General features: G+C 54.7%; 16 protein-coding genes and 1 tRNA gene. 12 read left to right on the top strand and 5 right to left on the bottom strand.

The window, feature by feature from the left end; all coding sequences use genetic code 11:
• Positions 1–44: 44 nt before the first annotated feature.
• The 3 genes from L0H14_RS05890 to L0H14_RS05880 form a co-directional block, all read right to left on the bottom strand.
• Positions 45–1,430, bottom strand: coding sequence for an NAD-dependent succinate-semialdehyde dehydrogenase (locus L0H14_RS05890; protein WP_301417147.1), 1,386 nt, complete (start codon positions 1,428–1,430; stop codon positions 45–47).
• 179 nt (positions 1,431–1,609) lie between these two features.
• Positions 1,610–3,511 (bottom strand): AMP-binding protein, encoded by a 1,902-nt coding sequence (locus L0H14_RS05885; protein WP_301421489.1) that lies wholly within the window; start codon positions 3,509–3,511, stop codon positions 1,610–1,612.
• Positions 3,504–4,253, bottom strand: coding sequence for an IclR family transcriptional regulator (locus tag L0H14_RS05880; RefSeq protein WP_301417142.1), 750 nt, complete (start codon positions 4,251–4,253; stop codon positions 3,504–3,506). Before L0H14_RS05880 ends, L0H14_RS05885 begins: the two co-directional genes overlap by 8 nt.
• A gap of 295 nt (positions 4,254–4,548) precedes the next feature.
• On the opposite strand from L0H14_RS05880, the gene L0H14_RS05875 reads away from it, so the two are divergent.
• From L0H14_RS05875 to L0H14_RS05845, 7 genes are all read left to right on the top strand, one after another.
• Positions 4,549–5,304, top strand: a complete 756-nt coding sequence (locus L0H14_RS05875; RefSeq protein WP_301421488.1) for an ABC transporter ATP-binding protein — start codon at positions 4,549–4,551, stop codon at positions 5,302–5,304.
• Complete coding sequence (locus tag L0H14_RS05870) at positions 5,304–7,346, top strand: AMP-binding protein (RefSeq protein WP_301417138.1); 2,043 nt, start codon at positions 5,304–5,306, stop codon at positions 7,344–7,346. The genes L0H14_RS05875 and L0H14_RS05870 overlap by 1 nt, the downstream gene beginning before the upstream one ends.
• Positions 7,343–8,215 carry a branched-chain amino acid ABC transporter permease gene (locus L0H14_RS05865; protein WP_301421487.1) on the top strand — a complete coding sequence of 291 codons (873 nt, stop codon included), beginning with the start codon at positions 7,343–7,345 and terminating at the stop codon, positions 8,213–8,215. The genes L0H14_RS05870 and L0H14_RS05865 overlap by 4 nt, the downstream gene beginning before the upstream one ends.
• 146 nt (positions 8,216–8,361) lie before the next feature.
• Positions 8,362–9,282, top strand: a complete 921-nt coding sequence (locus L0H14_RS05860) for a branched-chain amino acid ABC transporter permease (RefSeq protein WP_301417134.1) — start codon at positions 8,362–8,364, stop codon at positions 9,280–9,282.
• Between the two features lie 63 nt (positions 9,283–9,345).
• A complete protein-coding gene (locus tag L0H14_RS05855) occupies positions 9,346–10,533 on the top strand; it encodes an ABC transporter substrate-binding protein (RefSeq protein ID WP_301417132.1) in 1,188 nt (395 codons plus the stop codon).
• Complete coding sequence (locus L0H14_RS05850; protein WP_301417130.1) at positions 10,530–11,372, top strand: ABC transporter ATP-binding protein; 843 nt, start codon at positions 10,530–10,532, stop codon at positions 11,370–11,372. Before L0H14_RS05855 ends, L0H14_RS05850 begins: the two co-directional genes overlap by 4 nt.
• A gap of 15 nt (positions 11,373–11,387) precedes the next feature.
• Positions 11,388–12,599 carry a phenylacetate--CoA ligase family protein gene (locus L0H14_RS05845; RefSeq protein ID WP_301417128.1) on the top strand — a complete coding sequence of 404 codons (1,212 nt, stop codon included), beginning with the start codon at positions 11,388–11,390 and terminating at the stop codon, positions 12,597–12,599.
• A 70-nt stretch (positions 12,600–12,669) separates the two neighbouring features.
• On the opposite strand, the gene L0H14_RS05840 is transcribed toward L0H14_RS05845, so the two are convergent.
• Both L0H14_RS05840 and L0H14_RS05835 read right to left on the bottom strand, forming a co-directional pair.
• Entirely contained in the window at positions 12,670–13,074 is a 405-nt protein-coding gene (locus L0H14_RS05840; protein ID WP_301417126.1) for a helix-turn-helix transcriptional regulator, read from the bottom strand.
• A 148-nt stretch (positions 13,075–13,222) separates the two neighbouring features.
• Positions 13,223–13,298 (bottom strand) — tRNA-Arg (locus L0H14_RS05835).
• A 157-nt stretch (positions 13,299–13,455) separates the two neighbouring features.
• On the opposite strand from L0H14_RS05835, the gene argS reads away from it, so the two are divergent.
• From argS to L0H14_RS05810, 5 genes are all read left to right on the top strand, one after another.
• Entirely contained in the window at positions 13,456–15,126 is a 1,671-nt protein-coding gene (argS, locus tag L0H14_RS05830) for an arginine--tRNA ligase (protein WP_301417125.1), read from the top strand.
• The gene (gene lysA / locus L0H14_RS05825; protein WP_301421486.1) at positions 15,126–16,538 is read left to right on the top strand and encodes a diaminopimelate decarboxylase; all 1,413 of its coding nucleotides are present in this window, start codon (positions 15,126–15,128) and stop codon (positions 16,536–16,538) included. Before argS ends, lysA begins: the two co-directional genes overlap by 1 nt.
• Before the next feature lie 76 nt (positions 16,539–16,614).
• A complete protein-coding gene (locus L0H14_RS05820; RefSeq protein WP_301417121.1) occupies positions 16,615–17,931 on the top strand; it encodes a homoserine dehydrogenase in 1,317 nt (438 codons plus the stop codon).
• 2 nt (positions 17,932–17,933) lie between these two features.
• Positions 17,934–18,908 carry a homoserine kinase gene (gene thrB / locus L0H14_RS05815; protein ID WP_301421485.1) on the top strand — a complete coding sequence of 325 codons (975 nt, stop codon included), beginning with the start codon at positions 17,934–17,936 and terminating at the stop codon, positions 18,906–18,908.
• Positions 18,909–19,076: 168 nt separating this feature from the next.
• On the top strand, positions 19,077–20,255 hold a 1,179-nt coding region (locus L0H14_RS05810; protein WP_301421484.1), incomplete at its 3' end, for a Rho termination factor N-terminal domain-containing protein.

Raw genomic sequence — 20,255 nt, 5'->3', positions numbered from 1 at the left:
CGGGCGGCCACAAGCGGGCCACCCGGAGGTCAAAATACCGTGTCTTAGCGAGGAGTGTTAAGGGTCAAGAGTTGTTTATTGACGAACTCATCCATGCCCAACGGGCCGAGCTCGCGGCCAAAACCTGAGCGCTTAACCCCGCCAAAGGGCAGATCCTCACCGCCGACGTTGAAGGCGTTGACGTGGACCATACCGACATCGAGCTGATCCGCGACCTGCTGGGCACGAGCTTCATCGGTTGAAAAGACTGAGCCGCCAAGACCATAGACCGAGGAGTTGGCTAATTCAATGGCTTCATCTTCGGTTGCCACACGATAGACCATGACGACCGGCCCAAAGAGTTCTTCGGAGAATGCTTTCGAGGACTCCGGGATATCGGTCAACACGGTTGGTTTCACATAGTAACCGGGAAGGTCGGGACGTTCACCTCCGACCAGGACATTGGCACCGGCCTTGCGGGCTTCGTCGATTTGTTGCATGAGCCCTGTTGCAGCCGACTCAGACGACAGCGGCGCGTATTCGTTCCGGTTGGCTTCGGCTGGATCACCCGGGGTGAGTTCCGCGGAAAGTTTGGTAAGCTCCGCAACGAATTCATCATAGATATCGTCCATGATGATCATGCGTTTATTGGACGTGCAGGTCTGTCCGGAGTTCGCCAGGCGTGAGAATAGTGCACGACGAGCCGAAGTGGCGACATCGGTGGAATCCAACACAATGTATGGATCTGAACCACCCAGTTCCAAGACGGCTTTCTTCAGGTGGCGGCCGGCCTGCTCGCCCACAGCCGATCCTGCACGCTCCGAGCCGGTCAATGAAACACCGTGGATGCGGGGGTCAGCAATAATTGTGGAAGCTTGGTCGTGGGTGGCAAACACATTGATGTAGGCGCCTTCGAGTACGCCGGCCTTGTGCATGTACTCCTGGATTGTTAATGCGGTGCCGGCACAAATTTCAGCGTGTTTGAGCAGGACGGTGTTGCCCAGCATGAGATTCGGTGCGGCAAATCGGATGACCTGGTAGAACGGGAAGTTCCACGGCATAATACCCAAGAGTGGACCCAGGGATTTGCGACGTAGAACGGCTGTCTGGCCATCGATGTTTTTCAGTTCCTGATCGGCGGTCAGTCGTTCGCCTTCGGTAGCGTAGTACCGAATAATCCGGGCGCAATATTTGACTTCGCCAATGGCCTCTCGAGAGTTCTTGCCCATCTCTAAGGTCGCCTGCGCAGCTAAGTCGACGGCGTTTTCCTCGAAAAGATCTGCCAGTTTCTCCAGGATCTTACCGCGCTCTGACATCTTCATGGATGACCAGCGGGTATAGGCTGTTGCAGAATCAGTCAGCGCTTGTTGGATCTTGTCGTCGGTGGCGAATGGGAACTTTTGAAGCAGTTCACCAGTAGCCGGGTTTTGAATGCGATACGTGGTAGTCATCTGGTTCCTTACATGGGCAGTTGGTTCGCCATACAATCTAAACCAACGGTGATCAGAAATCATGCGCTCTTGGCCCCAGTGCTGATGCAAAGTTGTAGCACCCGCGATAACGAAGTCGTATGACCAGCGCCCTCAGCGTCTGAGGGGAGTCACGCCATGAGTATGCTGCATGAGTACAGTTATTTTGTGGCGCGTTCCACGAGCTCATTCCACGTCAGGTAGGAGGCATGGGCTTGAGATGGCAGCTGGTCGGAGGTCATGTTTCCAAGGACCGTGCGAGCATTATTGGGGAGTTTGTCGACGAATAGGATCGTGCGTGGTGCAGCCAATCCGCCAAGCACATTGTGGATGGAGTCGATGATCTCGTTTGCGATGTCGAATGTCCTGGTATCAAATGCCGGTGCACCTGAGTCGGGTCCGGGTCGGAGAGCATTTGAGGCCTCTGACGTTGCTCCCTCGTCAGTCTGGAGCTCAACGGCTGCGATAATATTCTTTTTGACTGCTGAATCCAACAAAAGGGTGGCTTCTGCGCGGCGGACGAATGGATGGTCAAGCATCACTCGACGTACCGCATCGAGTGAAATGAGTTGTCCGGACATTGAGACGAGCGAATCTGACCTGCCGTGATGTATCAGAGAGTCCCCGCTGACGGTCACCATATCCGACGTCGAATAGGTGTTTGGCCCATGGCGGTCGAAATTCGGGAGCGGCAATTCGTTATCAATATCGAAGATGCTCACAACCATCCCAGGAACAGGATGTGTCAGGACCAACTCACCAGTTCCCGAGAGCTGACATTCGTCCCCGGCGTCATTAATAACTCGCGGGCTGATATGTGGCAGCTGTGTTGTGCCACCTTGCACGTGTGCGATGCCCCCGATCATGACCTGGCCCCAAGCGTCCAAGACTTCGGCACCGAGTTTGCCGAACGTGGTTTCCATCCATGCTCGGAGCTCTGGTTCAACTGCTTCGCCTGCCGTGACAACCCGAGTAAGTGATAATTCGCTGCTCGGTGGGGGCGTCTGCGGGGTCCAGGACCGAATTGTGCGCATGACCGAAGGTGGCGTGACCAGTGTTTCGACACCGTATCGACGCATGATTTCCCAACCGCGTTTTCTGCTTGGGACATCGAGAGTGCCCTCGTAAAGGACGGTTTCCTGCCCGGCGAGCAGAGGTCCGAGTAGCCCATTCCAACTCGAGACTACCCAGGCGATATTGCCCGCACACCACAGTGGCCCACCGGTAGCAACAGCTTGTTGAAATGAGGCTGCTCTGACGAGCACGGTGGCTGTTGTGTGCTCTGTCAGTGCCGGTTGGGTATCGGAAGTGGCCACCTGCATATTGCACAGAATGCTGTCGGCATCCCTGACGGTGCTGATGGTGGTGCTGGCTGACTGGTCTTGCTGTGCATAACAGGATGATGTGCTGGCGCGCCCCGACATAATCGTGTGGTACCAATGATCCCCGGTGAACCAAGGAACGTTGATCCCAGTGCGGCGGATCACGATCGTGTGTTCGACACTGTCAGCGGCGGCCAATGCATCATCAGCACGATTTTTGAGTGGCAGTACAGTACCGTGTCTCCATGCCCCATCTTGGGTCACGAACACCTTTGGCGAAATTAACGTCAAGCGCTCAGCCAATGCTTCACTGTGAACCGAAATGGGCACGATGCTCCAGCGCGCTCCAAGTCCGATGCAGGCCAAGAGCGTTACAACGGTCTCGGGCAACCAGCCTGTGTAGAGGGCAACCTTGTCATCGGGTTCGACCCCAAAATCACGCAGCACACTGGTCATAAGGGCTACTTCTCGTTCAAGTTCACCATAGGTCATGGTTTGGCGATCACCTGGTTCACCTTCCCAATGGAAGGCGATTCGGCCTGCGGCGGTTTCCTGATGACGCCCTAGAAGGTTCCACAACGGGTCAAGAGTGGCCCCTGGAAACCAGTCGCCGTCTAGGCGGTCCTGCCGATACGGTTTCCAATAGACATCGGGGGGCTGATGCCAGTCCAGGGATTGCACTGCTGGCTGCCAGATCTGCTGCATTTGCTCGGAGAGGTTCGAAAACGTTTGTTCAGCCATTACGAAGATTTCCTTTGCAAGAGACAGCGGTGCGAGTCAGGACATCAACCACTGTGCCAATGTCCTGGGACGATGTATTGGAAGCTATATCTGCGCTCAGTGTTGCCACCACAGCATTGTCAGCATCTCTAATGAGGACAGCTACTTCGGCCGACCGGAGCAGGTCAGTCGACGGCGAGTAGAGGTGCTCAACGCTGGCCCACTCCCGTCTACTTTCGCGTGCCGTCTCTGCAAGGTCTGCAGGAGTATTCTCCAATATCTGCTGCCATATATCGTCCGCAGCCCTCGCGGCCAGCAACCGTCCCGCTGCGGAATGTAGTGCGGGTGTGGAGGCCGGAGGTGAACGAAATGGTCCTTGATCTCCCGCATCGACTTGATCGAGACATACGAGCTCGTGGCCAACGAGGATGGATGTACTGATCGTTGCTTGTAACTGATCTCTTAAAGCAACGACAAAGGGTGAGACTGCATTCAACACCGGGTGTTTGCTGAGGTAGTGGGTGGACAAGCGACTGATTTCGGGGCCTAATCCATAGCGCAATGTAGTTGGGTCTTGTATCGCAAAGTCGGCAAGGACCAAAGAGCGAAGCAGACGATGCACCGTGGGGACCGACATCCCGGAGCGTTCTGCAAGATCTGTTAAATGCTGCAGTGCTGGTCCCTCAGCCAAGAACGACAAGAGTTTTGTTGCGTTACGAACTGTACCCAGACCACCCCGGGAGCCTCCGCTGGGCTCTGGCATCTCTACCTCCTCTAAACTGACAATCTTTTTCTATACGTGCTGTTGATTTTTACATAGTGAAAGTCTATTGTCTATCTTATGGTGATCTACACCACATTTACGACACTTGCTTCACTACATGAAAACGACATGCACAGAGGTTCGGTTGTAGAGGTGGCCAACTATGGAGGAGAAACACGTGCGAACACGCGCATATCAGCATTCGCTCAGTGGGAGCACCCTTCCGCCAGGCGAGACCTTGCTTCAGGTCTCTGATTTGTCCTTGCGCTTTGGAGGGGTGAAGGCTTTGACGGATGTGAACCTTACCGTCGAGTCCGGAACGATTCATTCCATCATCGGTCCCAACGGGGCAGGAAAGTCTTCGCTGCTGAACTGTGTGTCTGGCTTATATAAAGCGACCGCAGGTCAGATTATGCTCCACCGCCAGGGCAAACAGGGGAAGAGCACCGAAAATCGGAGACCGGCGGACCTCGAAGCTAAAGATCTTTCGCGATTACCGCCCCACAGGGTCGCTCGCTTAGGTGTAGCTCGAAGCTTTCAGAATATTGAGTTGTTCGACCAACTGTCGGTCTTGGACAACATCATGCTCGGCAGGCATATCCATACCAAGAAGGACCCATTTATGGCCATGCTTTGGTTTGGTCCAGCCAAGCGCCAAGAAATTCGTCAGCGAGAACTTGTTGAGGAAGTCATTCACTTGCTCAAACTTCAAGAATATCGCAATCAGCCGGTGGGTGCGCTCGCGTACGGAATTCAAAAACGTGTCGAACTCGGCAGGGCCCTGGCCATGCAACCAGCGCTGCTTTTACTCGACGAACCAATGGCGGGCATGAATGTCGAGGAAAAGGAAGACATGGCCCGTTACATCCTCGACATCCACGAGTTGGCGGGACTCACAGTCGTATTGATTGAACACGATATGAGTGTGGTCATGGATATTTCGAATCGAGTCACAGTGCTGGATTTTGGAAAAGTGATCGGTGACGGGACACCAACTGAAGTGATGGAGAACCCGAAAGTGATTGAAGCGTATCTGGGAGCGGGTGAATAATGATGAACGATACAGTGCGCACTACTTTGTCAGATGTGCAAGACAGGGTGAAGTCCAAGGCTGATATGACCATGCCTCAGCTCCTACAGGATTTGGCGCGATCGCATCCCCACAGTATTGCCATGCAGGAAAAACGGTATGGGGTCTGGCAGCCGACGAGTTGGGAGCACTACCACGAGCGGGTTCGTGACTTCGCTCATGGTCTAGCCGCTATCGGCGTACAGCGCGGGGAGATTATTGCCGTGCTGGGGGACAACCGGCCCGAATGGCTCATTTCGGAATTAGCCGCCCAGTCATTAGGGGCGTCGGTTGTTGGCATTTATCCGACTTCAATCGGGCAAGAGCTCCACCATATTATTGCCTCTGCTAATAGCCGGATTGTCGTGGCGGAGGACCAGGAACAAGTTGACAAATTGCTCAAACTTGTTGATGAGGATCCGTCGCTTGGAATCGAGCAGGTAATTTACTACGACCCTCACGGGTTGGAGCAGTACACCGATGAGCTCCTGGTGGAGTTTACAGATATCGAAGACAGCGGTCGGACTTGGGGCGAAAAACATCCCGGATGGTTAGACGAACAGATTACTGCAGGCAGACCTACCGACACGGCTGTTATTTGTACTACTTCAGGGACAACGTCAAAGCCCAAATTGGCAGAATTATCCCATAGAAATTTGCTGTCGATGGCAGAGCACTTGGCAGACGCTGATCCAATTACGAATAAGGATCGGTACGTCTCGCTTCTCCCGTTTGCGTGGATCGGGGAACAGATGCTTGCGGTGGCATGTGGATTGGCTCATGGGCTCACCGTTTCTTTCCCCGAAGATGCATCGACGCAGAAAGCGGATATGCGCGAAATCGGACCAGACTTGATGTTTGCACCACCGCGTATTTGGGAATCGATGCTCACAGAAGTGCAAGTCAGGATAGACGAATCAGGTCCTGTAAAGCGCGCACTCTTTGGATGGGGATATGAAATCTCAGATCGGGTAGCGACGAAGCAATTGCAGGGGCAGAAGCCCGGCCCCGGCCTCAAGGTGTTGAACGTTTTTGCAAACTTCGTAGCAACACGTTCGGTCCGCGAACAACTTGGACTCACCCGCTTGAAACGCTGTTATACGGGCGGTGCTCCACTGGGCCCAGACGTCTTTCGGTTCTTTCATGCCATCGGGGTAAACCTCAAGCAGATTTATGGTCAAACCGAGATCACTGGTATCGCAGTAGTACACCGCGACGAAGCCGTCAAATATGACACGGTTGGGGTCCCTATTGAAGAGACCGAAATCGCTTTCGCAGATAATTCCGAGATTTTGTTGCGTTCTTCATCGGTGTTCAAAGGCTATTACCAGAATGCCAAAGCAACCGCGGAAACCATTACCGAAGACGGTTGGCTGTACACCGGGGACGCAGGATATCTCGACGACGACGGACAGCTTGTTGTCATTGACCGGCTGAAGGATGTGCGGACCGCACCAGATGGCAGCCTCTACTCCAACGCCTATATCGAGAACAAACTCAAGTTCTCCCCCTATATTGAAGAAGCAGTCGTCCTGCTAAGTACAGGCCAACAAACTGAACAGGCTGATGCAGGTACACAAGGGCTGAACGCTATCATCACCATCGATCCGACCACCGTTGGCGCCTGGGCTGAACACGAACGGCTGTCCTATTCGACCTACGCAGATCTTGCAGCCAAACCTGAGGTGTACAACCTCGTCGCCATGGAGATTGCTAGAGCGAATGAGGATCTTAACCAAGGCATCAAAATTGGAAGATTTGTCCTGCTCCACAAGCAGTTCGACCCCGATGACGATGAGATTACTCGTACACGCAAGGTACGCCGAAATGTTATCGAAGATCGCTACGCGCCGGTGATTGAAGCGCTTGGTTCGGACGTCGACAGTGTCACACTTACCTCAACTGTCACCTATCAAGATGGCTCGGTTACCGAACGTCCCATCCCGCTGGAAATTTTTGACTTGGATACTTTCAAGATTCCAGCCGGCACAAAACAACGCAAAGTCTGGAGTGGACGACCATGAGCCAATTCCTTGTGCTTCTCATTTATGGACTGTCAGAAGGTGGCATCCTCGCGTTAGCCGCTCTTGGGTTCGTCCTCATTTATAAAGCAACCGGTGTGATCAACTTTGCCCAAGGTGAATTCTTACTCATTGGTGCTTATACCTTTTACGCGGCATTTGTACTATTTCAGCTACCGGTTGTGGTTGCCTTACTCATCGGCGTGGTCGTTGCTGTCATCGTCGGTGTCCTAGTGGAACGGCTGATCCTTCGACCGATGGTCGGACAAAGTCATATCTCCATCATTATGGTCACCATCGGGCTGGCAGCCGTTTTGAGTTCGATTGTGCAGATGTTTTTCGGGACTCAACCTCGGTCGATGCCGAATCTGTTTCCAACAGCCGCGGTTCCTGTCCTTGAAGGGACAGTTCCCGCGAACAGGCTCTGGGTACTTGCGGTAGCAGCAGTGGTGTTGACGCTGTTGACCCTCTTTTTCCAAAAATCAAAGCATGGTATCGCCATGCGGTCGGTCGCAGATGATGAACAAGCAGCTATGACAGTTGGCATTTCGGTTCGACGCATATTCACTATGTCGTGGGGGCTCGCAGCAGTCAGTGCATTGGTCGCCGGTGTGCTGCTGGCGGATCTGACAACCGTTGAAATGGGGATCGTCAACTTTGGTCTGATGGTCTTTCCGGTCGTGATTTTGGGCGGGCTGGACTCTGTTCCAGGCACCATTGTTGGTGGGCTGACCATCGGTCTGATCACGCAGTTCACTTCAGGGTACTTCGATCCTGGACTCGCCGAAATAGTGCCATACATCGTTCTGGTGCTCATTTTATTGGTTCGGCCATACGGCATTTTCGGCGAGAAACGAATCGAAAGGGTTTGATGGTCATGGCAGCTGTACAAACAGGGCGATACCACCGTTCATACAAGTCAGAGCTCCGGTTATGGAACACGACACCGCAGATCACGCGAATGATCATACTTGCGATAGTGCTGGTCCTTATACCATTGGTGTTTGACAACTACTGGATGGCGCTTTTTAACACCGCGCTCATTGCGTCGATCGGGGCCATCGGGCTCAATATTCTTGTGGGTTTTACGGGTCAGATCTCGCTGGGCCAAGGTGGCTTCCTAGCGGTCGGCGCATTCACCTCAGCCATACTCACCGACCGAATGGGCGTGCCAGTATTCTTTTCGATTCTTGGAGCTGTCTTGCTGACAGCGGCAGTCGGGATGATATTCGGATTACCGGCACTTCGGCTGAAGGGGCTGTATCTGGCCATTGCTACCTTGGCATCCCAAATGGTCATTATCTTCATCGTCCGTCGCTGGGAGTTCTTAACTGAAGGACAAGGATTCGTCGATGTGATGCGACTGGAGGTCTTTGGTTTTAGCATCACTCGGGCCAACTTTGAGCAACAGTGGTACATGATCCTGCTCGTGATCACGATTATTGCGGCGTTTATCGCAACCAATATCTTCCGTACGGGAGTCGGCCGATCATTTATGGCGGTCCGTGACCAAGACATCGCTGCATCGGCGATCGGTGTGAACCTGACGCGTGCCAAGATCACCGCCTTCGGCGTATCAAATGGTTTCGTCGGGCTTGCTGGTGCCCTCATGGCCCACTACACCGAAATCGTCTCCTGGGAACGGTTCACACTCGATATATCGATTCAGTATCTGGCGATGATCATCGTCGGGGGCCTCGGATCTGTAGCCGGGTCGATCTACGGTGCAACATTTATTACCCTCTTGCCTGTCTTGACACGCATGGCCGCTGACGAACTCGGCGGGGTTGCACCTGCGCTACGCCAACAGCTCCCGGCGTTTGAACATGCGATTTTTGGTCTCACGATCATCGTGTTCTTGATATTCGAGCCCAAGGGGCTCAACAGGATATGGGAGCGGATCAAAGAGTACTTCAGGTACTGGCCATTCCGATATTGATGCACGCACTGCATCCCAAGCATAAATTTCTACCATCACCACAACTCAGTGAAGGAAATAGCAATGAACAACAGACGAAACGTAAGAATGTTTGGTGCACTCACAGCGGCAGCCTTGCTGTTCACCGCTTGCGGTGGTGACGACGGGACCGCGGCTGACTCAGATGAACCTATCCGGATTGGCGGCATTATGGATCAATCGGGCGCCACCGGCGACGTCGGTGCTCCATACAGTGAGGGCATGGTTGCCTACGTTGACCACCTCAATGAGAACGGTGGCATCAACGGCCGCACGATCGATGCCGACGTCAATGACTACGCTTACGAGATCCCACAGGCCGAAGACCTATACCGTCGATACGTCAATGACGAAGTGGTTGCGGTGATGGGCTGGGGCACCGGGGATACTGAAGCCTTGCGTACCAGGGTCGCCAATGACGAGTTGCCGTTTATTTCAGGTTCTTTCTCCGAAGAACTCACTGATGTTGAAGAATCGCCGTATAACTTCCTCATTGCACCGACATATTCGGACCAGATCAGAGTTGCTCTCAACCATATTGATCAGGAAACCGACGGTGAAGCACGAGTAGCCGTGTTGCACAACGACTCGCCTTTCGGCACCTCACCCGTGGGGGACGGCTCTGACTGGGTTGAAGAACAGGGACTAGAAATCGACTACTCGTCCCACCCGATTCCCTCAGGCACCACAAACTTCACCGGCTTGTTGAACCAAGTCAGTGATGCTGAATACATCATTGTCCAAGATGTTGCTGCGCCGGCGTCGCAGTTGGCTCGCGATATTGAAAGCCAGGGCAGCGACCAGACGATTGTCTGTCTGAACTGGTGTTCCAGTGAACTGCTCGTAACCTCGGCGGGGGAGGCAGCAGAAGGCCACATGATGATCCAACCAGTCGCACCGTTGTCGGCTGAAAAGCCCGGTCACGCTGAGATTGTTGATTATCTCGAAGAATCAGGCGGAGACCCGGATGAAGTCGTCAGTTATGTGCAGGGTTGGTACGCCATGCACATTATGGCAGAAGGTATTCGTCACACGTTAGATCAGGATCAAGATTTGACCGGTGCCAATATTCGAGAGTCACTTGAGACCTTAGGACCAATCGACACCGGCGAAGTGATCGGTGACGGCACGGTCGAATTCAGCCCAGATTCTCACCGCGGAACGGTGTTCTCTGGTATCTACGTCGTTGAAGACGGTGAAATCGTTGAGGTTGAAGCGGGTGTTGAGCCATGATCGCTGAATCGGTGACGGAAGCCCAACATTCCGGAGCGCCCGAGTCGCAGAGTCTGCTTGCAATCAACAATATTGAGGTCATCTATGACGATGTCATCCTCGTGTTGCGAGGACTGTCTCTGAACGTTCCTCAGGGCAAAATCGTTGCATTGCTTGGTTCGAATGGAGCAGGAAAATCCACGACGCTGAAAGCGGCCTCTGGGCTGCTTCCTAGCGAACAAGGAGAGGTCTCCTCCGGGTCGATCCTGTTCGACGGTGAAGATATTACCAAGGTGGATGCAGCAGAACGGGTAAAACGTGGCTTGAGCCTGAGTATGGAAGGCCGTCACGTTTTCCCCCACCTGACAATCGCGGAGAATCTTCAAGCCGGAGCGTACACCCAGCGCAATACCGGTGAGCTGTTTGATTTCGTATATGAGTTCTTTCCTCGACTTGCCGACCTGCGAACGCGCGTTGCAGGCTTCCTTTCCGGAGGTGAGCAGCAGATGCTGGCTATCGGCCGGGCATTAATGGCTCGGCCAAAGCTGCTTATGCTCGACGAGCCCTCGTTGGGTTTAGCCCCCAAATTAGTCGAGGAAACTTTTGGAACCATCGCTCGGTTGAACGCAGAGACTGGGCTCACCGTACTGGTTGTAGAGCAGAACGCCACGGTTGCCCTTGGGGTCGCTCACCACGGTTACCTCATGGAGCAAGGCAAGATCATGCTGGAGGACTCTGCTGAAGCTTTAGCAGAGAACCCCGACGTGAAGGAGTTCTACTTGGGCGTTTCAACCAGCGGTGAGGGTAAGAAAAGTTATCGCGACGTCAAACACTATAAGCGCCGCAAGCGCTGGCTCTGAGAGAAGGTGGAGGCCATGGGAAATACATTCCGAAGGTCGGCGGCATCTGGCGCAGAGACCAACGGTCGTCTCGCAGATATACTGCGTGACCTCGTTGACGATGATCCGTCGCTGGCGGCACGGTTGGAAGCAGTCGGATTAGATCCTTCCGAAGTTCATGATATCCGAGCGCTCGATGCTGTGCCGGTCCAGGCGAAGGATGAGCTTGTCGAAGCCAGACAATCCAGTCGTCGAAACTGGGCTGCCCCGCGGATATTTCAGTCCCCGGGTCCTATTTATGAAGCGCAACCACCCGGGGAAGATCCCTGGCGATGGGCAGAAGCGCTACACAGTGCAGGGCTAGAGCCCGGCGACGTGGTGATGAACTGCTTCGGTTATCATCTCTCGCCGGCTGGTGCGATGTTCGATACGGCGATTATTGCTGCAGGGGCCACTGTCCTGCCGGCCGGTATTGGTAACCAGCAGTTGCAAGTGCAAGCAAGTATGGACCTTGGCGTTCGCGGGTATGTGGGGCTTCCCAGCTACCTCAAAGCGTTGATCGACGTTGCAAGACAAGCTGGGACTACACCAGTAGACTTTCCGATCCGCTATGCACTGGTGACCGCTGAACCGCTACCGGACGACTTACGTAGAACACTTGAAGAATGGGTTCCTGTGGTGCGTATGGCGTATGGTTCTGCCGAAGCCGGACTCATTGCTTACGAGAACGGAGCTGAAGCCGGGATGCTCGAAGGAGAAGCCGTCGACGTTCAGGTTTGCGATATCGCCACTGGAAAACCCATCAGACATGGGGAAGGGGAAGTCGTGGTGACGTTGGTCCGAAAGGAAGCACCGCTGATTCGGTTCGGCACGGGAGACCTTTCGGCCTGGCTCACCGATGAGCAGGGACAACAAGTGGTCGATGACCGAGGTCGCAGGCGACTAGTGGGGATTCTTGGACGAACAGGACAAGCTATCAAAGTCCGCGGCATGTTTTTGCACCCGAGGCAGGCTACAAGTGCCTTGCAAGACATCGACGGATTGGTCGCGTTTCGTTTTGTCATTACTCGGAGGGAACACCGTGATGAGATTCGTTGTGAGTATGTCAGCGAAACTGCTCAAGACCTCGACCAGGTGCTCAGTGAGCGAATCCGTAATGCGTTACGTTTCAACGCAGAAGTACAGCAACTCGCGGAATTGCCGGCAGATTCCCCTGTGCTGGTGGACGAACGAATCTGGGATGAATAAAACGCGGGCCAATTAGGAAGACGTCGCGCCTTGGTGATCCTCTAACTCAAGAATCCGGTTGGGTCTTGAGTTAGAGGCCCGGAGGAATGTAGTGTTCCAGCCCATCTTCGCGCAGCCTGTTTTTGAGGTCTTCAACCAGCCGAGTGTAGTTATCCATGATGCGTGCCCGATCTTGCAATTCAGATGCAAGGTCCACTGATGACGCTCGCCGTAATTCTTTGCGCGTTATTGTCAACGAAGCGGGTTTTCCACCCGGGGTGTAGATCATCGATGCCAGGGCATCCACGGTGCGATCACGATTCTTCATCACCGTGCCTTCCATTTCCCAACGAAAGAGCGTTCGTTCAGAAATGCCGAGCTTATGTGCCAGATCAGTTCTGGGAAGGTTCGCAGCTTCTCTGCGTCGCATGATGTCTAATCCAATCGACAGTTCGTCATCTGGATTGAACTGTGCTTGCCCCTCACGTGGGTGCATTTTCCTGCGCATTCGGTTTTGCCGTCCAAAGATCTTAATGAGTGCATGAGTTGATATTTCAAGTATGCAGTAGGAGGACAGCTGTCACAAGGCTTGAGGAGAAACAAAAGCGGCTAGTCAACACCAGGTTGAGGCTGCGGAAAGAAAGTGGTGCCCCCGACAGGAATCGAACCTGTGGCCTTCTGCTCCGGAGGCAGACGCTCTATCCCCTGAGCTACGGAGGCGGGGGTCCTGAACTGCGCAACTGCAGTACAAGCGGACCCTGAACACCTTACCGCAAATACCAGCCATGACGAAATATGAGGTCTTGTCGGGTAATCAATAAGAGGAAACACCGCATTAAAGGTGCCGAGCCAGAACACGATGGCTAAACTTGGACACGTGAATCCCGAAAAACTTTCTGAAGCTATTGCCCACACGCTGCATTCCGCAATAGAAGCTGGTGAAATTGACTTGCCGGCTGATGCGGTGCCGGAAGCCCCCAGAGTCGACCGACCAAAGTCGCGCGATCACGGTGACTGGGCAACCAATATTGCCATGCAGCTTGGCAAACGTGCCGGCATGAACCCACGGCAATTCGCAGAAATCTTGGCGCCGAAACTGCAGGCACTGGACGGCGTTGCCAAAGTCGAGGTCGCCGGCCCGGGTTTCATCAACATTGTTCTTGACGCTGCGGCAGCTGGCGAGTTGGCACGCACCATCGTGGAAGCCGGTGACGTATTCGGCCACAATGACCAGGCTGCAGGCGACATCGTCAATGTGGAGTTTGTCTCAGCTAATCCAACCGGCCCCTTGCATATCGGTCACACCCGGTGGGCTGCCCTCGGCGATGCGATTGGTCGGCTTCTCCGTGCCTCTGGCGCGAAGGTCACCAACGAGTATTACATCAATGATTACGGCGCGCAGCTGGATGTTTTCGCGTCCTCGGTATGGTCGCGGATGCACGGTGAAGAGGTCCCCGAAGGTGGTTACCCCGGTCAGTACATCTTCGAGATCGCCGATGCCATCCTGGCTGAAGACCCCGACATTAAAGATCAGCCGTTTGAAGAGGTCCTGCCCCGCTTGCGGACCCGGGCCTATGAACTACAACTCGACGAAATTAAACACACCCTAAACGCGTTCCAAGTCCACTTTGACGTGTGGTTCTCAGAGGCTGAGCTGCACGCTAATGGTGCCGTTGAAGATGCACTCGAACGTCTCAAAGCGCAAGGCCACACTTTCGAAGAGGAAGGCGCGTTCTGGCTACGCACCACTGACTTTGGAGATGACAAAGACCGGGTGCTGATCAAAGCCGATGACAAGCCAACCTATTTCGCGGGCGATGCGGCCTACTACCTGTCAAAGAAAGATCGCGGATTCGATCAAAAAATTTACCTGCTGGGAGCAGACCATCACGGATATGTGAATCGACTTCGTGCTTTGGCAGCGTGCGCCGGTGACGACATGGACGTCAATATCGAAATTCTGATCGGGCAGTTAATCTCGGTCGACGGCGCCAAGCTGTCAAAGCGCGCGGGCAATATCATCGAACTCAAAGACCTCATCGAGTGGCTTGGTGTTGATGCGCTGCGCTACTCCTTGGCCCGCTATCCGAATGATTCACCGATTGAAATTGATCCCGAATTATTGCGTGCGCAGACCAACGACAATCCCGTGTTCTATGTTCAGTACGCTCACGCTCGTTCCTGTTCAGCGGCACGCACCGCCGATGCTCAGGGTGTGGTGCGCGATCCCGCCACGTTTGATGCTTCGGCGTTGAACCATCCAACAGAAGAGGAATTACTGTCCAAGTTGGCACAGTTCCCGTCCATTGTTGGTAGTGCGGCCAAATTGCGTCAACCGCATCGATTGGCACGTCACCTGGAATCAATCGCAGCCGCCTATCACGCCTGGTACGCCGCCGCCCGCATCGTGCCAGCACCCGAGCATGATGGCGCCAAACCTGAACCACAAACCGTCAATTACTCCCGCCGTTGGCTCAACGATGCCACCACCCAGGTGCTGGCAAATGGCCTGGGGCTGCTGGGAGTTTCGGCACCGGAGAAGATGTAATGGATTCACCGCTCGCGCCGCAATGGCTTTCCCGCCCGCAAGACACCGCCGCACTTGACCCCAAGATCTTCTCTGCCGGCGTCGCCCGGAACGGTGGCGAAGTGACCGTCCAAGGTCTCGGTGTAACCGAACTCGTCGAACGATTCGGCAGTCCACTGTGGGTCATGGACGAAAACGACTTCCGTTCCCGGGCGCGACAGTATGTTGATGCCTTCAACACCGCATTTGCGCCGCTGTGTGGGGGAGTGGACGTCTTTTACGCCTCCAAGGCTCTCTTAACAGTGCAAGTTGCCCAATGGGTTAAAGAAGAAGGCCTGTTTATGGATACGGCCTCGGGCGGTGAACTGGCCATTGCTCTACGAGCCGGAACCGACCCCGCCAAGATCGGTTTGCACGGCAACAACAAATCTGATGACGAACTCCAGACCGCTATTAGTAAAAATATTGGGCGCATCGTGGTGGACTCGTTGTCCGAGCTGCACCGCGTGGAGCAGTTGGCTGAACAACTCCAGCTGCGCGCCAACGTGATGCTGCGATTGACCCCCGGCGTCGATGCCTCGACGCACGAACATATCGCCACCGCTCACGAGGATCAAAAATTTGGGTTGTCGATGACGCCAGCACCGGGTGAAGAGACCTCAGTGGCGTATCAAGCGGTGCACTTTGCTGCTGCAACCAAACATATTCACCTGGTCGGATTACACTCGCACATTGGCAGCCAGATCTTTGATTCGCAGGGCTTCGAGACAGCCGCGACCCGCATGCTGGAATTTATCGCCGTCCTCGACGCCGAGAGTATCCAAGTGGCAGAGCTGGATATCGGTGGTGGTTACGGTATCGCTTACACAGAGGCCGATGACCCAGACGGTCCGGAAGTCATTGCCACGAATCTTGCCCGACATATTGACGCAGAAACCGCCCGCCTGGGCGTGGATTGCCCACGCATCTCTATTGAGCCCGGGCGCTCGATTGCCGGCCCAGCGGGCATGACAATTTACACCGTTGGCACCACCAAAACCGTATGGGTTGAACATGGTGGCGAACACTATCCACGTCGCTATGTAGCCGTCGACGGCGGCATGTCAGATAATCCTCGCCCGGTGCTCTATGACGCCGACTACACCGCGGTGTTGGCAAATCGCGTCAGCGATGTTGACCCGGTGTTCTCCCGGGTGGTGGGCAAGCACTGCGAGTCTGGCGATATCGTCGTCAACACTGTGTATTTGCCCGAGGACACCGATCACGGCGACTTGGTTGTGGTTCCGGCCACCGGCGCATATGGACACGCGATGAGTTCCAATTACAACATGCTGACCCGGCCAGCGATCGTCGCGGTCAAAGATGGTGCAGCTCGGGAAATCATTCGGCGTGAGACCTATGCAGATTTGTTTGCACGCGAGGTCGATTTGTGACGCTGTCATACTGACTGGACTACAATAACCACACGGCGACCTAAGTTCTAACTTTCAACGTTCTACTCGGAGGACCATGACGATTGCATCTGATACCCCAGCACTGAAGATCGCGCTGTTGGGCGGTGGAACTGTTGGATCACAGGTCGCTCGAATTCTTACCGAAGACGCCGAATCACTCACCGAACGCCTCGGTGCAGAACTCCAACTCACAGGGATTCTGGTACGCAACCCTCAGGCCACCAGGGACTATCAACTACCTCACGAGTACTACAGTGATGACGCCGACGAAGTACTGGACGGCGCAGATATCGTGGTCGAACTCATGGGCGGTGTCGAGCCCACCCGTGAACTCGTGTTGCAGGCAATCGCGCAGGGTTCCAGCGTAGTGACTGGAAATAAGGCGCTCCTTGCTACCCACGGTAATGAACTTTATGAAGCGGCAGCCAATGCCGGAGTGCAGCTCTCGTTTGAAGCTTCCGTAGCCGGAGGTATCCCAATTCTTCGTCCGCTGCGTGATTCACTTTCTGGCGATAAGGTCACCCGGATCATGGGCATTGTTAACGGCACCACCAACTACATTCTTGATCAGATGGACTCCACAGGGGCCTACTTCAACGATGCCTTGGCTGAAGCGCAGCGCCTTGGCTTCGCAGAGTCCGACCCCACTGCTGATGTCGATGGCGACGACGCTGCGGCGAAGATTGCGATTCTCGCGCACCTGGCTTTTCACGCCCCATTTTCGTTGGACGAAGTGTACACCCAGGGCATTGGTGACGTTTCCGAAACGGATCACAAAGTCGCAGCAGCTGCCGGTTACGTGATCAAACTGTTAGCTATTGCCGAAGAACTCGACGATCCGAACGGCGTCGTACTGCGTGTTCATCCAACGTTGTTACCGCGTGAACACCCGCTGGCGAGTGTTCGCGGAGCATATAACGCAGTATTCGTCGAAGCGGAAAATGCTCAAGAACTTATGTTCTACGGTCCAGGCGCCGGTGGCGCGCCGACCGCCTCTGCTGTCATGGGTGACGTCATGTCGATCGCCAAGCGCCAATTGCGTGGTGGGCCCGGACGCACCCACACTGCACGCCGTGAACTGCAAGCACTCGATATTGGTGAATCCATCACACGCTACATGGTCGTCATCCGTGCAGACGATGCATCAGGTGTGCTCGCTAAGGTAGCCGGTACATTCGCCGAACACCAGGTCTCCATTAAGTCGATGAACCAGACCCTCGACGAAGCATCGGCGGAAGATGACAAGACCGCGCTCTTGGCCTTCGTTACTCACCGAGCCAAAGAGTCTGAGCTGGCCAAGACGCTCAAGGCTACCGAGGCGTTGGATGACGTACGTGAAGTACTGTCCGTCATGCGGGTAGAAGGTAATTAATTTTGGCATCACCCGCCACCACACCTCCCGCCAACCGAGTACCCGCAGGCATCATCGCCAATATTAAGGTGCCGGCGACGTCGGCCAATCTTGGACCAGGATTCGACTCCGCCGGTATAGCCTTTGGTTTGTACGACGAATTGGAAATTCGTACTACCGAAGCTGGTTTCACCGCTGAAATTGAAGGTGAAGGTCAGAACTATCTGCCCACCGATGCACGACATTTGATTATCGCTCAGATTCGCCTGCGGTTAGAGCACTTGGGCTGGCACCTGCCAGGCCTGAAGTTGAAAGCTATCAACAGGATTCCGCACTCTCGGGGTCTGGGCTCCTCAGCAGCGGCCCACATGGCAGCAGCTATGGCGGTTAAAGCACTGTTGCCACAGGACGCTGCAATCACTGACGATAACCTTTTACAGTGGGCATCGGAAGCCGAGGGACATCCGGATAACGTCGCCCCGGCCGTCTACGGTGGCCTGACGTTTTCCTGGAAGCAAGATGATGCCTCGGGGGATATTTACCGGGCCATCAGGATGGACCCGCACACCGATATCACCCCGGTGGTCGCGATTCCTGCGAAGCCATTATCGACCGCCGCAGCACGCACCCTACTACCAGCAACGGTCCCATATACCGAGGCCGTGGCAAACGCAGCCCGTGCCGCTCTGCTAGCCCCCGCGATGACTCGTGACCCTAAACTGTTGTTTGCTGCCACAGAGGACTGGTTGCATCAGCAATACCGGCAACCCTCGATGCCAGAAACGCTGGCGCATATGACGGCGCTTCGTGCGCAAGGACATGCTGCGGTAGTCTCGGGGGCCGGACCAACGCTGTGTGTATTCGCAGCGGATTCGTATGAAACCGACGTCGTCGTGCAGCAGCTAGAACAGCGCGCAGCGAAATCTTCGCAACACTGGGATGTCAGGATTCTGCCAGTCGACACTGAAGGTGCTACGATGGAGATATTCCGGCCATAACGAGAACGATTGACTGTATCGGAAGATATGTTTCCCTCGTATTCGGCCTGGTCTTTACCGCAATTCTGCGGAGAGCATTTGGTAGCCCATCATCCTAGATGTCAGGTTATCTCACAGTACGAACACCAGTGTTGACACATCCGTGTGCAACATACGGTGTTGCCTATATTGCAAATCACTCAACAACTCGTCATTCTGACAGTCGCAGTCGAGTTTGTTATCAAATTTGCGGGTATCTATGCCCGTACCGACGAGGGGGAAGGAACCTTCGTGACTGAACAAGACACATTACAGACCCCAACCGATAACGGGTCTGCTGGTCTGGGCGGCCTCAAAATAGCCCAACTACAGACCCTGGCGTCCCAGCTTGGCATCACCGGTACTTCACGTATGCGCAAAGCGCAGCTTGTGGAAGTTATCGCCGACCACCAGCGCGGTGGCAGTGATACTGCCCGCCAAGCAGTGGAAGAAGCCAAAGCAGCCGCTGCTAAAGAGCGGAAGTCTCGCGGTAATGCCGCAAAGACCAAAGATGCCGAGCAGCCTGCTGAGCAGGCCAGCGCCAAAGAAGCTCCCGCTGAGAGCAAGAATATTCAGCAAGATTCGCAGGATCAGCAGGGCAAGGACAATACGTCCAAGAACCGCAATCAGCAGTCCCGCGACAACAAGTCTTCCCGTCAAAACGGATCGAACGACAACAAATCGTCACGCGACCAGCAACAGCCGTCGCGCGACGAAAAGAAGTCACAGCAAGACACCTCGCGTGATGATCAGCAGCAGTCGAAACAACACGACGCTGATGACTCCGATGAGCATCAGGGCGGCCGCGGTCAACGTACGCGTAACCAACAGCGCCGTGATCAAGGTCGCAACCGTAAAGAACAGCATGATCAGCACGACAAGCGTGATCAGCAGCAGGATAACTCCGACGACTCGGGTGACGATAACCGTGATGGTAACCGCCGCCGTCGTGACGATGATCAACGGAACCAGCGCCGTCAGCGTCAACGGGACCGCAACCGCTCTCGCGATCGCCGTCGTGATCACGATCAGGATCATGATGACCAGCAAGATGTATCCGATGATGAAGCGTTGCTGCCAGTTTCGGGCATACTCGATGTGCTAGATAACTACGCTTTTGTTCGGACCTCCGGCTACCTGCCCGGTCCAAATGACGTCTATGTTTCCATGGCCATGGTCAAGCGTTTTGGCCTGCGCAAGGGCGACGCAATCCGCGGTCAAGTTCGTGCCCCGCAGGATGATAACGACAACCAGCAGAACCAGAACAACCAGGGCGGCGGTGGACGCGGCGGCCGTGGTGGTCGCGGTGGACGCAATCGTCGTGGTGGT

Origin of the sequence: Yaniella sp. (assembly GCF_030453185.1) — a bacterium.
Lineage (GTDB): Bacteria > Actinomycetota > Actinomycetes > Actinomycetales > Micrococcaceae > Yaniella.
The sequence above is the reverse complement of the archived record's forward strand: the minus strand, read 5'-3'. Positions and strand labels throughout refer to the sequence as shown.

Excerpts from the sequence above, each read along its gene's own strand:
- L0H14_RS05890 (WP_301417147.1), bottom strand. The coding sequence starts at position 1,430 with ATGACTACCACGTATCGCATTCAAAACCCGGCTACTGGTGAACTGCTT.
- L0H14_RS05885 (WP_301421489.1), bottom strand. The coding sequence starts at position 3,511 with ATGGCTGAACAAACGTTTTCGAACCTCTCCGAGCAAATGCAGCAGATC.
- L0H14_RS05880 (WP_301417142.1), bottom strand. The coding sequence starts at position 4,253 with ATGCCAGAGCCCAGCGGAGGCTCCCGGGGTGGTCTGGGTACAGTTCGT.
- L0H14_RS05870 (WP_301417138.1), top strand. The coding sequence starts at position 5,304 with ATGATGAACGATACAGTGCGCACTACTTTGTCAGATGTGCAAGACAGG.
- L0H14_RS05865 (WP_301421487.1), top strand. The coding sequence starts at position 7,343 with ATGAGCCAATTCCTTGTGCTTCTCATTTATGGACTGTCAGAAGGTGGC.
- L0H14_RS05860 (WP_301417134.1), top strand. The coding sequence starts at position 8,362 with ATGGCGCTTTTTAACACCGCGCTCATTGCGTCGATCGGGGCCATCGGG.
- L0H14_RS05855 (WP_301417132.1), top strand. The coding sequence starts at position 9,346 with ATGAACAACAGACGAAACGTAAGAATGTTTGGTGCACTCACAGCGGCA.
- L0H14_RS05850 (WP_301417130.1), top strand. The coding sequence starts at position 10,530 with ATGATCGCTGAATCGGTGACGGAAGCCCAACATTCCGGAGCGCCCGAG.
- L0H14_RS05845 (WP_301417128.1), top strand. The coding sequence starts at position 11,388 with ATGGGAAATACATTCCGAAGGTCGGCGGCATCTGGCGCAGAGACCAAC.
- L0H14_RS05840 (WP_301417126.1), bottom strand. The coding sequence starts at position 13,074 with ATGCACCCACGTGAGGGGCAAGCACAGTTCAATCCAGATGACGAACTG.
- lysA (WP_301421486.1), top strand. The coding sequence starts at position 15,126 with ATGGATTCACCGCTCGCGCCGCAATGGCTTTCCCGCCCGCAAGACACC.
- L0H14_RS05820 (WP_301417121.1), top strand. The coding sequence starts at position 16,615 with ATGACGATTGCATCTGATACCCCAGCACTGAAGATCGCGCTGTTGGGC.